The organism is Streptomyces sp. NPDC003077 (genome assembly GCF_040611095.1).
GTDB lineage: Bacteria > Actinomycetota > Actinomycetes > Streptomycetales > Streptomycetaceae > Streptomyces.
This window is the reverse complement of sequence record NZ_JBEXNM010000049.1, coordinates 1-14,620: the sequence shown is the minus strand read 5'-3', so window position 1 is coordinate 14,620 and position 14,620 is coordinate 1. Positions and strand designations below refer to the sequence as shown.

Here is a 14,620-nt window from a genome sequence, read left to right as displayed (position 1 = left end):
GGCGAAGGCGGCCCCGGTACTCACCGGGGCCGCCTTCATGACGACGAACCGTCGGCCTGTTCATACGTGGCAGCACCAACCACGAGCGATCAACCAAACCGGAGCGAGGTTGTGCTAGCTCGAAACTAGGACTTGAACTAGTTCAGGCGCAATGCTTGCATGTGAACTAGCTCACACGAGCGTTGCTGTGCGAGCATCGCCCCATGACCACGCCGAATCGTCGCATCGCCGAGACCTACCGCCAGAAGATTCGAGACGGTGTGCTATTTCCTGGCGAGCGACTTCCGAGTGTTCGAGAGATGTCCGAGGAACATGGAGTGGCCACGGCCACCGTTCGCGCCGGGATGGGCTGGCTTCGGACGGAAGGCTGGATCGTCACCACTCAGCGAGGATCTTTTGTTGCTGATGCCGCACGCAACGTTTCGACGCCGGCCGACAGGCTCGAACGCATTCGCCGCATGGGCAGCATCCTTGGCGCTGGGGAAACGAAGAGGGTGGTGTCTGCGGAGGTCATCGTGCCGCCCTTGTATGTGGCCGAGCTTTTTGATCAGGAGCCGAATGAGCAAGTCGTGCGGCGTGAGTACATCATCGGGGCTGGAAAGCAGCGGCTCGCTCTTGAGGTCGACTGGTACCCGAGGGAATTCGCACCGCTGGTCCCGGATTTGCTCAGCAGGGAACCAGGGGTTCCGGTCGCAGGCCATCCAGGGCGTGGTAACGATTTGCTGTCGCAGATCGAGAGCGCTACTGGTCGTACCGTGCGCTGCGGGCGGGACGCTATACATGCTCGTACCGCCGACCATCGCGAGGCCGGGCATCTGGGCATTCCGGTCGGCGCACCCATCCTTGCCGGGGCCCATGAATGGTCCGACAAAGAAGGCGCCATCGTGTACGGCGAGTGGTGCCTGCCCGCTCTTTTGACGATCGGCTACGAGTACAAGTTGTAACGAGATTATGCGTAGGGCCTTTCAGGAAGCGCACTCGAACCCTGATCAGGTTCTATGCGAGAGAGGCGAGGACCTGCACATGGCGAAAGCCCTCGTACAGCGGGGTCAGCAACGGAGACTGCGCAGAGCGGCCCCGGAGCACTGGCCGACTGGGGTCGGCGAGGAGAGCGGACAGCAAAAGGCGGCCCCGATGCCTACCGGGGCCGCCTTCATGACGACGTACAACAGAGGCCGTGACCGGAATCGAACCGGCGTAACTCGCTTTGCAGGCGAGCCCCTCAACCACTCGGGCACACGGCCGTCGACCTGGTGCTTCGTTCCGGGGCCCTTGTGGGCCGGCGGGGAAGCGCCGAGGTGATGTCCTGACCTTATGCCGTGGGGCGGGGGTGTCGGCAAGAGGTGGGAGGGTGCCGCCATGTGGTTGCAACACGGGCTTCATGAAGCGGGGTTGGCGGCGGAGCAGGGGGGCGGCGCCTGCGTCGTGGGCCCGTGCGCCCGTGGCGGGGTGAGTGGGTAGGCGCCCGCCACGGACGCCGGGACCGGCGACCCGGGACGAGGCGGGACCGGGTCGCCGGGCTGGGTCACCCCGCGGTGTTGGTGTGCCAGATGGCCTTGCCCTGGTAGTAGATGACGACGTTGCCGTCATCCTGGATGGCCAGTTCGGCACCGGGCTTGCCGGAGGTGTTGGACGCCCAGACGGCGGTCTGGCTGGCGTCGTACACGACGAGGTTGCCGTCCTGCTGCATGACGGCCGACTCGCCGTACGGGTAGACGCCCTCGGCCTGCCAGGCGGGCTTGCCGTTGCGGTAGACGACGAAGTTGCCGTCCTCCTGGAGACGCAGCAGGGTCTCGCCGTTGCCGGACGTCCACGCCATGTTCCGGAAGATCTTGGAGATCGGGCGGAAGATCGCGTTGGCCATGTTCGATACCCCCTGTTCTGCGACCGGGGACGGTCCCCGGTCCGTCACCGGGCGCCACGCTAGTGCGACCGTTCCCCGTGCTTTCAGGGTGGAAAGCGCCAACCGGATCAGGGGGTTTGGAGCGGTGGTCCGAGGGAGCGGAAGGCGCCACGGGACCATGCGTGCCCCGCTTCCCGTCGGTCCCGGATGCCACCCCGGCACCCGGTCGGCCGGGTCGCCCGTGCGAAGCCAGCAGGTCCGAGGCGGGCGGCTAGGGCTGTACCCGGAGTACGTCAAGTGGCGGAGGGGGTCCGGAATTTGGCGGATTGGGCATCGTTCCGGCATGGACCAGAAGGGCCCCCGTCCGTCCGGTGTGGCCGTTACCGGCCATTTCCGTCCGTTCCGCGTCATCGTCCCTGGGCCGAGGTCGGACGGTGTAGGCCGAAGGGCGCAGAAAGATCTCCGTCCCGCGACAGGGGTGAGAGGTGTCTACGGCTCTTACTCTGACCCGTATGACTGCCGTGGACCCACGCGACGCCGACGTCGCCCCCGCCGACCCTGCCGTAGCCCCACCCGGGACGGAGCCCGAGGAGGAACAAGAGCGCGGCGGTGTCCTCAGCCGCCCCTACCGGGCGCTGACCCTCGGCATCATCTCGGTCGTCTCGCTGATCGCCTTCGAGGCCAGCGCCGTGAACACCGCCATGCCGGTGGCCGCCCGGGCCCTGGACGGCATCGAACTGTACGCGTACGCCTTCTCCGCGTACTTCACCGCGAGCCTGTTCGCCATGGCCCTGTCCGGTGAGTGGAGCGACCGCAAGGGGCCGCTCGCGCCGCTGTTCACCGGCATCGCCGCGTTCGGCGCCGGGCTGGTGATCGCCGGCGCGGCGGGGGAGATGCTGATCTTCGTGGCGGGGCGTGCGGTCCAGGGGCTCGGGGGCGGGCTGGTGATCGTCGCCCTGTACGTCGTGGTCGGGCGCGCTTATCCGGACCGGTTGCGGCCGTCGGTGATGGCCGGGTTCTCGGCGGCGTGGGTGCTGCCGGTGATCGTCGGGCCGCTGCTCGCCGGGACGGTCACCGAGCACCTGGGATGGCGCTGGGTCTTCCTGTCCATACCGGTGCTCATCCTGCTGCCGCTGCTGGTCATGCTGCCCGCGCTGCGCAAGCTGCCGGACGCGGAAGGGTCGCCGGCCGTGAACAAGCGCCGCATCCTGCTCGCCCTGGCCGTCGCGGCGGGTGCCGGGCTCCTTCAGTACGCGGCCCAGGGGCTGAGCTGGCTCTCGCTGATTCCCGCGGTGGCCGGGCTGGCGCTCGTGGTCCCGTCCATCCTGCGGCTGCTGCCGAAGGGCACCTTCCGGGCGGCGCGCGGGCTGCCGTCCGTCATCCTGATCCGCGGGCTGGCCGCCGGGTCGCTGCTCGGCGCCGAGAGCTTCATCCCGCTCATGCTCGTCACCGAGCGCGGCCTGACGGCGACGCTCGCCGGGCTGTCCCTCACGGCCGGTGGGCTGGCCTGGGCCCTCGGCTCGTTCACGCAGAGCCGGCCGCGCTTCGGGGCGTACCGGGAGCGGCTGATGTGCGTGGGCCTGCTGTTCGTGGCCGCGGCCATTCTGGCCGTACCGCTGGTGCTGATCGACGGGATGCCGGTGTGGCTGGTGGCGGTCGCCTGGACCCTCGGCGGATACGGCATCGGGCTGAACATCTCCAGCGGCAGTGTGCTGCTCCTGAAGCTCTCCCGCCCCGAGGACGCGGGCAGCAACGCCGCCTCCCTCCAGGTGTCCGACGCCCTCGGCAACGTGACGTGCGTGGGCGTGAGCGGCCTGCTGTTCGTCGGTTTCGGGGGAGGGACGGTGGCCGCGGCCGGGGTGGCGGGCGGCGGCTCCGGTGGTTCCGGCGGGCACGGCATGGCCTTCGCGGTGGTGTTCTTCGCCATGGCGGCGGTGGCTCTGGTGGGGGCCTGGGTGGCGACCCGCATCCCGGTTCGGAAGCCGAAGGCGGCGGCTGCTGCCGCACAGCCGGTCTGAGGGGGTGGGGGAGGCCGTCGGGCCGGGCTGGGGGCCGGGAGCGGACGGGGACGGGGACGGGGACGGGGGCAGGTCCCGGGCGGTGGGGGAACGCGTCCGGGGACGGCGATGGGGGCGGGCTTCCGGGCGGCAGGGGAACGCGACCGTCCGGGGACGGCGAGGGGGTCGGCCCCGGGCAGTGAGCGAACGCGTGCGGGGACGGCGGCGGGGGCAGGCCCTGGGTGGTGGGAGAACGCGTCCGGGATGGCGGCGGGGACAGGCCCTGGGCGGTGGGGGGAACGTGTCCGGGGCGGCGGCGGGAGCGGGCCGGGGCACCCCCGAGGCCGACGCCCGAGGCCCTGCGGAAACAGGCTGCGAACATCCGTCCGATCAGGCTGCGGGCGCCCATCCGATGATGCCCCGGGCACCTGCCTGATCAGGCTGCGGACGCCCGTCCGACGATGCCCCGGACCCCCGTCCGATCAGGCCGTGGACCCCCGTCCGACGACGCCCCGGCCCCCCGCCCCACCGCACCCCAGGCACCCCCACCACCCCCCGAGCACACCGCCCCCGAATGGCCGGATCCGCCCCCCGTGGGCGCCTTCCGCGACTGCGCCTCGGCCGTCGCGGGCGAGTTACCCTTGCGCGGTTGCCGTTCGCCGACCCGCCCGACGGAGACCGTGACTACCACCACCAGCGCCACCAACAACCACCACCTGTCCCCCGCCTTCCCGGGCCGCGCGCCCTGGGGTACCGCCAGCAAACTGCGTGCCTGGCAGCAGGGGGCGATGGACAAGTACATCCAGACCCAGCCGCGGGACTTTCTCGCGGTGGCGACGCCCGGCGCGGGCAAGACCACGTTCGCGCTGACCCTCGCCTCCTGGCTGCTGCACCACCACGTCGTGCAGCAGGTGACGGTCGTCGCACCGACCGAGCACCTGAAGAAGCAGTGGGCCGAGGCCGCCGCCCGGCTGGGGATCAAGCTCGACCCGGAGTACAGCGCGGGCCCGCTGGGCCGCGAGTACCACGGCGTCGCCGTGACGTACGCCGGTGTGGGCGTGCGGCCGATGCTGCACCGCAACCGCGTCGAGCAGCGCAAGACCCTCGTCATCCTCGATGAGATTCATCACGCCGGTGACTCGAAGTCCTGGGGCGAGGCGTGCCTGGAGGCGTTCGAGCCGGCCACCCGGCGGCTCGCGCTGACGGGTACGCCGTTCCGCTCCGACACCAACCCGATCCCCTTCGTGACGTATGAGGAGGGCAACGACGGCATCCGCCGCAGTTCGGCGGACTACACCTACGGTTACGGGAACGCGCTGGCCGACGGCGTCGTCCGCCCGGTGATCTTCCTGTCGTACAGCGGCAACATGCGCTGGCGCACCAAGGCCGGTGACGAGATCGCGGCCCGGCTGGGCGAGCCGATGACCAAGGACGCCGTCTCGCAGGCCTGGCGCACGGCGCTGGACCCGCGCGGCGAGTGGATGCCGAACGTCCTGCGGGCGGCCGACCGCCGCCTCACCGAGGTCCGCAAGGGCATCCCGGACGCCGGCGCGCTGGTGATCGCCTCCGACCAGGAGCAGGCCCGCGCGTACGCCAAGCTGATCCGCGAGATCACCGGCGAGGGCCCGACCCTCGTCCTCTCCGACGACAGCGGCGCCTCGCAGCGCATCGACGACTTCTCGCGCTCGGACGACCGGTGGATGGTCGCCGTCCGGATGGTGTCCGAGGGCGTGGACGTGCCGCGGCTGGCGGTCGGCGTGTACGCGACGACGATCTCCACGCCGCTGTTCTTCGCGCAGGCCGTGGGCCGCTTCGTGCGCTCCCGCAAACGCGGCGAGACGGCGTCCGTCTTCCTGCCGACCGTCCCCATGCTGCTCGGGTTCGCGAACGAGATGGAGGTCGAGCGGGACCACGTCCTCGACAAGCCCAAGAAGGACGGCGATGAGGACCCCTACGCCGAGTCCGAGAAGGAGATGGACGAGGCCAACAAGCAGCAGGACGAGGACACCGGCGAGCAGGAGCAGTTCTCCTTCGAGGCGCTGGAGTCCGAGGCGGTCTTCGACCGGGTGCTCTACGACGGCGCCGAGTTCGGGATGCAGGCCCACGCGGGCAGCGAGGAGGAGCAGGACTACCTCGGCATCCCCGGCCTGCTGGAGCCCGACCAGGTGCAGATGCTGCTCCAGAAGCGGCAGGCCCGGCAGATCGCGCACAGCCGCAAGAAGCCGGACAGCGAGGCCGACCTGCTCGAACTGCCCGCCGAGCGGCGGCCGGTGGTCACGCACAAGGAGCTGCTGGAGCTGCGCAAGCAGCTCAACACGCTGGTGGGCGCGTACGTGCATCAGAGCGGCAAGCCGCACGGCGTGATTCATACGGAGCTGCGCCGGGTGTGCGGCGGCCCGCCGAGCGCGGAGGCCACGGCCGGGCAGCTCAACGAGCGGATCAGGAAGGTCCGGGAGTGGGCGACGCGGATGCGGTGACGGGCGCCTCCTCGTGGTAGGCCCCCTCGGCGCCTGATGGCTCACCCGTTCCGAAGGGCGGTGTCCGGAAAACGGACGCCGCCCTTCGAGCCTTTCACCCTCCGTCACAAGGCGCACGCGGGGACCCGTGCGCCCCCGTACGCGCCCGGCGTACCGACCGGTGAAGACGCAGGCCGTCCGAGGCCCAAACGCGGGCCATACCGGGCGAGTCGGGGCACGGTCGGCGGACGTGGAAGGGATATTCCGGGCGCCGGAGACCGGATTCTGGACGGACTCTTCCGCTCATCGGACTGGCTCGCTACTGTCCGGTGACGCACACGCCCCGTGGCAGCGCCGCCGCGGAGCGCAGCCGGAGCCAAGCGGCCGGCGGCCTCTTGCGCGCGCGCTGCTCCGGGACGGGCAGCGCGAGGTGCGCGACGAGCCGCCACTCACCCGAGGAGGGGGCGTCGTGACCGCGGAAACCTCCCAGACGCTCGACCGAGGACTGCGTGTCCTGAAACTGCTCGCCGACACCGACCACGGCCTGACCGTGACCGAGCTGTCCAACAAGCTCGGCGTCAACCGGACCGTGGTGTACCGCCTGCTCGCGACACTGGAGCAGCACGCCCTCGTACGCCGCGACATCGGCGGCCGGGCCCGCGTGGGCCTCGGCGTGCTGCGCCTGAGCCGTCAGGTGCACCCGCTGGTGCGGGAGGCCGCGCTGCCCGCGCTGCGCTCGCTCGCCGAGGACATCGGGGCCACCGCGCACCTCACCCTGGTGGACGGCACGGACGCGCTGGCCGTGGCCGTCGTCGAGCCCACCTGGACCGACTACCACGTCGCCTACCGGGCCGGGTTCCGCCACCCGCTCGATCGCGGGGCCGCAGGTCGGGCCATCCTCAAGGCCCGCCAAGGGCGGATCGAGGACGCCGGGCTCGCGCTGACGCACGGGGAGCTGGAGGCCGGGGCGAGCGGGGCCGCCGCGCCGCTGCTGGGCGTCACCGGCATCGAGGGGAGCGTGGGCGTGGTGATGCTCGCGGACACCGTGCCCGAGCGGGTCGGCCCCCGGGTGGTCGACGCGGCCCGCGAGGTGTCCGAAGCGCTGCGGTGAGCGGGGGCGCGGCGTACGACGGGAGCGTGTTCGCGTCCTTGGGGGCGGTGCTCCGTGACGGGAGCGTGCTCGCGCGCCCTTGGGGGCGGTGCTCCGTGACGAGGGTGTGTCGCCGGGAGGCTCGGCGGTGGACGGCCCCGCCCGCGGGTCGCGTCCCGGGGAGGTCAATTAGGGTGGCGGGGTGTCTTCTCGCGTCCGTGCCCTGATGGTGTGCTCCGTCCTCGTCGTCGCGCTGCTCGCCGCCGCGGCGTTCGCCCCGCTGCCGTTCACGCTCGCGTACCCCGGTTCGACGGCGAACGTCCTGGGTGCCGACAAGGGCAAGCAGGTGATCACGATCAGTGGCGTGCCCACCCGCGAGACCAGCGGGCAGATGCGCATGACGGCCATCGTGGCGACCGGCCCGAAGGTCTCCGCGCACTTCACGGACGTGGTCAAGGGCTGGTTCGCCTCCGACCAGGCCGTCATGCCGCGGGACTCGGTCTATCCGGTCGGCGACAACGAGCAGCAGGTCGCGGAGCACAACATGCGGGACATGCGCCAGTCCCAGAGCACCGCCACCCAGGCCGCGCTCGCCTACCTCGGGGACCGGGCCAAGGGCGCGAAGGTCGATATGCGCCTGGAGAAGATCGGCGGCCCGAGCGCCGGCCTGATGTTCGCGCTCGGCGTCGTCGACAAGGTGGCCGGCGACGGCCGGGGCAAGGACCTGACCGGTGGCCGGACGATCGCGGGCACCGGCGCCATCACCCCGGACGGCAAGGTCGGCGTGGTCGGCGGGGTCGCCCTGAAGATCCAGGCAGCGGGCCGGGACGGCGCCTCGGTCTTCCTCGTCCCCAAGGGCGAGTGCGCGGACGCCGAGGCCGGGCGGCCGGACGGCGTCCGCCTGATCCCCGTCACCACGCTCGCCGGCGCCGTGGATGCGCTCAAGGCCCTGAACGCGGGCGGCAAGGTCCCGAGCTGCTGAGTCCACGGTCGCTGAGCCCTCGGCCGCTGACGGGCGGCGCCGGGCCCTGAACGCGGGCGGTGCCCGGCCTCGGTCCCGGCTCCGGTCGCGGCCCCGAGGAACGACGCCCGCCCTGACGAACCGAACCCAGTTCCGGCGGGCAGCCCGAGCCTCGGCCCCCGGACGCGGCCCCAGCGCGGCCCGACGCCGTCCCCACGCCCGGCCCGCGCCCCCCGGCGCCCCTCACCCCTCCTCGATGAACCCCCGCTCCACCAGCCAGTCCTTGGCGACCTTGTGCGGGTCCTCGCCGTCCACGTCCACCTTGGCGTTGAGGTTCTGGGCGACCGAGTCGGTCAGCGCCTTGGTGATGGGGGCCAGCACCTCGGCGATCCGCGGGTATTTCTTCATGGTGTCCGCGTGCATCTCCGGGGCGGCGTTGTAGTTCGGGAAGAAGTGCCGGTCGTCCTCCAGGACGCGCAGTCCCATGGCCTTGATGCGGCCATCGGTGGTGAAGACCTCGCCGAAGACGCAGCGGCCCTCGTGCGCGGTCTCGGTGTAGACCACGCCGCCGGTCATCTTCCGGATGTTGCCGGACGGGATCTTCAGGCCGTACGCCTTCGCCATGCCGGGGAAGCCGTCGTTGCGGGTGGCGAACTCGTTCTCCACGCACAGGGTGACGGCGCCGGGGTCCCGCTTGGCGAGCGCGGCGACGTCGGAGAGCGTCTTCACGCCCAGCTTCCGCTGGTTGTCGGCGTTCAGGGCGAGGGCGTAGGTGTTGTTGAGGGGGGCCTGCGGCAGCCACTCCAGGCCGTTTTTACGGTCGCCGGCGCGGACGGCCTCCCACTGCTTCTTCGGGTCCGCTATCGGCTTGTCGTGGCCGAGGTGGGTGATCCAGCCCGTCCCGGTGTACTCGTACATGCCGTCGGCGGTGCCGGTCTTCACGGCCTCGCGGGCGCCGATGGTGCCCTGGATGTTGGTCTTGTCGATGACCGTGGCCCCGGCCGCCTTGAAGGCCAGGCCCATGATCTGGCCGAGGATGATGTTCTCGGTGAACTCCTTGGACGTGACGGTCAGTTCGGCGCCTTTCAACGGGAGTCCGCGGCCGATCGTGCCCGGCCGCACGTCGTCCGTCATGGGGCTGCCGCTGACCAGGCCGCACCCGCTCAGCGCCACGACCCCCACGAGCGCGCCCGCGAGCGCCACCGCCGTCAGGCCGTGTCCCCGGACGTACGTCCGCCCGCGCGCCCGCCGCCGGGGACGGGCCCCCGTTCCCTCGTCCGCGTAAGCACCGCGCACCGCCCGCGCGGAGCACCCGGCGGGCGCCCCGTCCTCACTCCTGGCCCCCATCACTCACTCCCCTCCAACCCCCTGGGCCGCAGCAGCAGTTCGGCCAGCGAGGCCAGCCAGTCGACCAGCAGGGCCAGGACCACCGTCAGGACCGAGCCCAGGATCAGGACGGGCATCCGCTGCGTGATGATGCCCGCCGAGATCAGGTCGCCGAGCCCGCCGCCGCCGCCGAAGGTGGCGAGCGTGGCGGTGCCGACGTTCAGGACCAGCGCGTTGCGGACGCCCGCGAGGATCAGCGGGACGGCCAGCGGGAGTTCGACCCGGCCCAGGACGCCGAGCGAGGACATGCCGATGCCGCGGGCGGCCTCGGTGAGCGTCGGGTCGATGGCGTTGAGGCCGGCGATGGTGTTGGCCAGCACCGGCAGCACCGCGTAGATCACCATGCCGATGACGGCGGCGCGCCCCCCGATGCCGATCCAGATGACCAGCAGCACCAGCAGACCCAGGGCGGGCACCGCCTGCCCGAGGTTCGCGAGGGCCATCGCGACGGGCGAGGCGCGGCGCAGCTTCGCCCGGGTCAGGGCGATGCCCAGCGGGATGGCGATGACCAGCACGAAGAGGGTGGACAGCGCGGTCAGCGCGATGTGCTGGCGCACCGCGATCCACACTTTGCCGTCGTCCACCGCCTGGTGGGCGACGGAGTCCAGTCCGGCGCCCCGGAACCACAGCCAGGTGGCGAGCAGCACGGCCACCAGGACGGCCGGCAGGAACGTCACCTTGCGCCAGGTGATGCGGCGCTGCGGCCGGGTCGGGAGCGGCACGGCGGACGCGCCGTTCGGGGAGTCCCCCGGGACGCCGTCCGGGTCGGGCGTGGCGTGGGTGGTGGTGCGGAAGGCCACGCCGGGGCCGCCGGGCGCCTCGTGCGCGCCGGAGGGCCGCGGGCCGGGGCCGTCGCCGCCGGGTGGCCGGGCGTCGGGGCTCATGCCAGGCTCCCGCCCGCGCCGCCCAGGCCCTCCTGGGCCTGGCGGGTGCGGCGGGCCCGCGCCTCGGCGAGCTCGTGCCGGTGCTGCATGGCCTCCAAGCGGTCTTCCTCCAGCAGCTCGTGGACGTTGTTCATCAGCGTCTCCATGTCCACTACACCGATGTACTCGCCGCGCCGCCCGGTGACCGCGACCCGGCCCGCGTTGTCGGTGAGCACCGCCTCCAGCGCGTCCCGGAGCGTCGCGTCGCGGGTCACCGTGTCGTGGACGAGCGTCCCGGCGCGGGCGAGCGTGCCCTTGGCGAGGGTGAGGTCGCCGCGGCGCAGCCATTTGTACGGGCGGCGGTGGCGGTCCAGGAGCAGCACCTCGTTGGTGGTCCCGGAGCGCAGCAGGTCGAAGATCTCCTGGAGGGGGTCGTCCACGGCGGCGGTCGGGAAGTCGACGATGCCCACGTCGCGCACCCGGGTGAGGTTGAGCCGTTTGAGCGCGGCCCCGGCGCCGACGAACCCGGACACGAAGTCGTCCGCCGGGTTGGTGAGGATGGCCTCCGGCGTGTCGAACTGGGCGATCAGCGAGCGTTCGCGCAGCACGGCGATGCGGTCGCCGAGCTTGATGGCCTCGTCGAAGTCGTGGGTGACGAAGACGATCGTCTTGTGCAGCTCGTGCTGGAGGCGGATCAGCTCGTCCTGGAGGTGGTCGCGGGTGATCGGGTCGACCGCGCCGAACGGCTCGTCCATCAGGAGGACGGGCGGGTCGGCGGCCAGCGCCCGGGCCACGCCCACCCGCTGCTGCTGCCCGCCGGAGAGCTGGCGCGGGTAGCGGCCGTGGAACTCGCCCGGGTCCAGTCCGACCAGGTCGAGCATCTCCTCGACGCGGCTGGAGACCCGGCCCTTCGACCAGCCGATCATCTTCGGTACGAGGGCGATGTTCTGCGCCACGGTCATGTGCGGGAACAGGCCGGACGTCTGAATGGAGTAGCCCACTTTGCGGCGGAGTTTGACCGGGTCGATGCCGGTGACGTCCTCCTCGCCGATCTGGATGCGCCCGGAGGTCGGTTCGATCAGCCGGTTGATCATCTTGAGCAGGGTGGACTTTCCGCAGCCGGACGGACCCACGAGGACGACGACCTCGCCGGGCCTGATGTCCATCGTGACGTTGTCCACGGCGGGCCCGGGGCTGCCCGCGTACCGCTTGGTGAGGTTCTCCAGCCGGATACCGGCGCCGGAGACCGCGCCGGAGGCCGTGCGGGTGCCGGAGAGCGCGCCGATTCCGGCCACGGTGCTGCCGGAGGGAGCGGATCCGGACGGGCCGGAGGGAACGGAGGGAACGGATCCGGACGGGCCGGTTGGGCCGGAGGGAACGGACCCGGACGGTCCGGAGGTGGAGCGGTCAGGCACGGATCCCCCTGGAGATGGTCAGGCGTCCGATCAGGACGTACACGGCGTCGAAGAGGAGAGCGAGCAGGACGATCCCGAGCGTCCCGGAAAGCACCTGGTTGAGCGCGTTGGCACTGCCCAAAGAGGCGATGCCGCGGAAGATCTCGTTGCCCAGGCCGGGCCCGGAGGCGTAGGCGGCGATGGCCGCGATGCCCATCAGCATCTGCGTGGAGACCCGGATGCCGGTCAGGATGGGCGGCCACGCCAGCGGCAGCTCCACCCGGAACAGCCGGGCCGCCCGCGACATGCCGATGCCGCGGGCCGCGTCCAGCAGATCGGCGTCCACCCCGCGCAGACCTACGATCGCGTTACGCACGATGGGGAGGAGCCCGTACAGCGTCAGGGCGATGACGGTCGGCGCGACACCGAGGCCGACGATGGGGATGAGCAGGCCGATCAGCGCGAGGGACGGGATCGTCAGGATCGTCGCGGTGCTCGCCGTCGCGAGATTGCCCGCCCATTCGCTGCGATAGGTGAGCACGCCGAGGGCGACCCCGAGCACGGTGGCGATCACCATGCACTGGAATACCGCGCTGGCGTGCTGGAACGTGTCCGTCAGGAGCTGGGCGTGCCGGTTGCCGACGTACTCCCAGAAGCTCACTCGGCGTTCTCCTCGGTCAGTTCCCCGATGCTTGTTTCACCAGGGGAATGATGCGCAGTGGAACCGGATTTTCCATGACGATCGCCGTCGAGGCCCGCATAATGCCGTCAAAACCTACAACGCGGTCGATTACCCGCTGAAGGTCCGCGTTGGACCTGGCGACGAGTCTGCACAGCATGTCCCCATGTCCGGTCGTTGTATGCAGCTCCAGCACTTCCGGAACGGTTGCCAAATGGACACGGACATCGGCCCCTTGGCCCTGTTTGATCTCCAGCGTCGCGAAAGCCGTCACCGGATATCCGAGCGCCGCCGGATCGACGTCGGGCCCGAATCCGCGGATCACCCCATTGGACTGGAGCCGGTCGAGTCGCGCCTGCACCGTGCCGCGCGCCACGCCGAGCCGCCGGGACGCCTCCAGGACGCCGATCCGGGGCTCCTCCGCGAGGAGTTCCAGCAGCCGTCCGTCCAAATGATCGATCGCCATGGGCAGTCCTTCCCTGAGGGGTGGTCATCCTGTACGAATCGTCCGACGGAATCGCCGGTTCGGTGTACAGGTTGCCCAGTAAAAACGTGAACTATTGCGCACCTTGTGGATCAGGGAGAGTCTGCGGCCATGGCAGACACCACGCTGAACACCGAACCCACCCCCAGCACCGGGCTCGGCACCTCTGGCACCACGACCGAGCCGGGCCACCCTCACCCGGAACGGCGGGCCGATCCCTTCCCGGTCAAGGGAATGGACGCGGTCGTCTTCGCCGTCGGCAACGCCAAACAGGCCGCGCACTATTACTCCACCGCCTTCGGCATGACCCGTGTGGCCTACTCCGGACCGGAGAACGGCAGCCGCGAGACCGCCAGTTACGTTCTCGAATCCGGCAGCGCCCGTTTCGTCTTCGTCTCCGTCATCAAGCCCACCACCGAATGGGGCCGTTTCCTCGCCGACCACGTCGCGGCCCACGGTGACGGCGTCATCGACCTCGCCATCGAGGTCCCCGACGCCCGCGCCGCCTACGCGTACGCCCTGGAGCACGGCGCCACCGGCCTGGAGGAGCCCTACGAGACGAAGGACGAGCACGGCGTCGTCGTCCGGGCCGTCATCGCCACGTACGGCAAGACCCGGCACACCCTGGTCGAGCGCACCAACTACGAGGGCCCCTACCTGCCGGGCTTCGTCGCCGCCGGGCCGATAGTGGAGCCCGGACCGCGCCGCTTCCAGGCCATCGACCACTGCGTGGGCAACGTCGAACTCGGCAAGATGGACGAGTGGGTGTCCTTCTACAACCGGGTGATGGGCTTCACCAACATGAAGGAGTTCGTCGGCGACGACATCGCCACCGAGTACTCGGCGCTGATGTCCAAGGTCGTCGCGGACGGCACCCGCAAGGTGAAGTTCCCGCTCAACGAGCCGGCGATCGCCAAGAAGAAGTCGCAGATCGACGAGTACCTGGAGTTCTACGGCGGCCCCGGCGTCCAGCACATCGCGCTCGCCACCAACGACATCGTCGCCAGCGTGCGGGCGATGCGCGCGGCGGGCGTGGAGTTCCTGGACACCCCCGACACCTACTACGACACGCTCGGCGAGTGGGCCGGCGAGACCCGGGTGCCCGTCGAGACGCTGCGCGAGCTGAAGATCCTGGTGGACCGGGACGAGGACGGCTACCTGCTCCAGATCTTCACCAAGCCCGTCCAGGACCGCCCGACCGTCTTCTTCGAGATGATCGAGCGGCACGGCTCGATGGGCTTCGGCAAGGGCAACTTCAAGGCCCTGTTCGAGGCGATCGAGCGCGAGCAGGAGCGGCGCGGGAACCTCTGACCGCCTCCGCCTCGTAGCGGGCTTCTCCGAGCAGGCGGCGGGTTCCCGGATCACCCGCGTGCCCCGGGTGCGGGGCTGCGAGCCCGCGGCCTCGGGGCACGCCGGGATCCCGTACGCCGTCCCGCCGCCCCCGCCGGACCTGACCCCGGCGGGGGC

Annotated in this window: 12 protein-coding genes and 1 tRNA gene; 6 read left to right on the top strand and 7 right to left on the bottom strand. The window is 70.9% G+C overall.

All coding sequences use genetic code 11. The features are described 5' to 3' along the window. Window positions 1–203: 203 nt before the first annotated feature. Window positions 204–944, top strand: a complete 741-nt coding sequence (locus ABZX96_RS27060; protein WP_355549393.1) for a GntR family transcriptional regulator — start codon at window positions 204–206, stop codon at window positions 942–944. Window positions 945–1,172: 228 nt separating this feature from the next. Here ABZX96_RS27060 and ABZX96_RS27055 read toward each other — a convergent pair. Both ABZX96_RS27055 and ABZX96_RS27050 read right to left on the bottom strand, forming a co-directional pair. Then, a tRNA-Cys gene (locus ABZX96_RS27055) sits at window positions 1,173–1,244 on the bottom strand. 281 nt (window positions 1,245–1,525) lie between these two features. Next, window positions 1,526–1,864 (bottom strand): hypothetical protein, encoded by a 339-nt coding sequence (locus tag ABZX96_RS27050; RefSeq protein WP_355549391.1) that lies wholly within the window; start codon window positions 1,862–1,864, stop codon window positions 1,526–1,528. Between the two features lie 491 nt (window positions 1,865–2,355). Between ABZX96_RS27050 and ABZX96_RS27045 the strand changes: the two genes are divergently transcribed. The 4 genes from ABZX96_RS27045 to ABZX96_RS27030 all read left to right on the top strand — a co-directional run bounded on the left by ABZX96_RS27045 (window position 2,356) and on the right by ABZX96_RS27030 (window position 8,368). After that, complete coding sequence (locus tag ABZX96_RS27045) at window positions 2,356–3,861, top strand: MFS transporter (protein ID WP_355549390.1); 1,506 nt, start codon at window positions 2,356–2,358, stop codon at window positions 3,859–3,861. A gap of 659 nt (window positions 3,862–4,520) precedes the next feature. After that, a complete protein-coding gene (locus ABZX96_RS27040; RefSeq protein WP_355549388.1) occupies window positions 4,521–6,317 on the top strand; it encodes a DEAD/DEAH box helicase in 1,797 nt (598 codons plus the stop codon). 448 nt (window positions 6,318–6,765) lie between these two features. Continuing rightward, the gene (locus ABZX96_RS27035; protein WP_355549386.1) at window positions 6,766–7,407 is read left to right on the top strand and encodes a helix-turn-helix domain-containing protein; all 642 of its coding nucleotides are present in this window, start codon (window positions 6,766–6,768) and stop codon (window positions 7,405–7,407) included. Window positions 7,408–7,588: 181 nt separating this feature from the next. Next, a complete protein-coding gene (locus ABZX96_RS27030) occupies window positions 7,589–8,368 on the top strand; it encodes a S16 family serine protease (protein ID WP_355549384.1) in 780 nt (259 codons plus the stop codon). 222 nt (window positions 8,369–8,590) lie between these two features. On the opposite strand, the gene ABZX96_RS27025 is transcribed toward ABZX96_RS27030, so the two are convergent. The 5 genes from ABZX96_RS27025 to ABZX96_RS27005 form a co-directional block, all read right to left on the bottom strand. Further along, window positions 8,591–9,694, bottom strand: a complete 1,104-nt coding sequence (locus ABZX96_RS27025) for a glycine betaine ABC transporter substrate-binding protein (RefSeq protein ID WP_355549382.1) — start codon at window positions 9,692–9,694, stop codon at window positions 8,591–8,593. Continuing rightward, entirely contained in the window at window positions 9,694–10,617 is a 924-nt protein-coding gene (locus ABZX96_RS27020) for an ABC transporter permease (protein ID WP_355549380.1), read from the bottom strand. The genes ABZX96_RS27025 and ABZX96_RS27020 overlap by 1 nt, the downstream gene beginning before the upstream one ends. Beyond that, the gene (locus ABZX96_RS27015; RefSeq protein WP_355549378.1) at window positions 10,614–11,891 is read right to left on the bottom strand and encodes a betaine/proline/choline family ABC transporter ATP-binding protein; all 1,278 of its coding nucleotides are present in this window, start codon (window positions 11,889–11,891) and stop codon (window positions 10,614–10,616) included. Before ABZX96_RS27015 ends, ABZX96_RS27020 begins: the two co-directional genes overlap by 4 nt. 112 nt (window positions 11,892–12,003) lie before the next feature. Continuing rightward, a complete protein-coding gene (locus tag ABZX96_RS27010) occupies window positions 12,004–12,651 on the bottom strand; it encodes an ABC transporter permease (protein WP_355549376.1) in 648 nt (215 codons plus the stop codon). Between the two features lie 16 nt (window positions 12,652–12,667). Then, entirely contained in the window at window positions 12,668–13,135 is a 468-nt protein-coding gene (locus ABZX96_RS27005; protein WP_355549375.1) for an Lrp/AsnC family transcriptional regulator, read from the bottom strand. 252 nt (window positions 13,136–13,387) lie between these two features. On the opposite strand from ABZX96_RS27005, the gene hppD reads away from it, so the two are divergent. Then, window positions 13,388–14,464, top strand: a complete 1,077-nt coding sequence (hppD, locus tag ABZX96_RS27000; protein WP_355549461.1) for a 4-hydroxyphenylpyruvate dioxygenase — start codon at window positions 13,388–13,390, stop codon at window positions 14,462–14,464. Window positions 14,465–14,620: the final 156 nt, after the last annotated feature.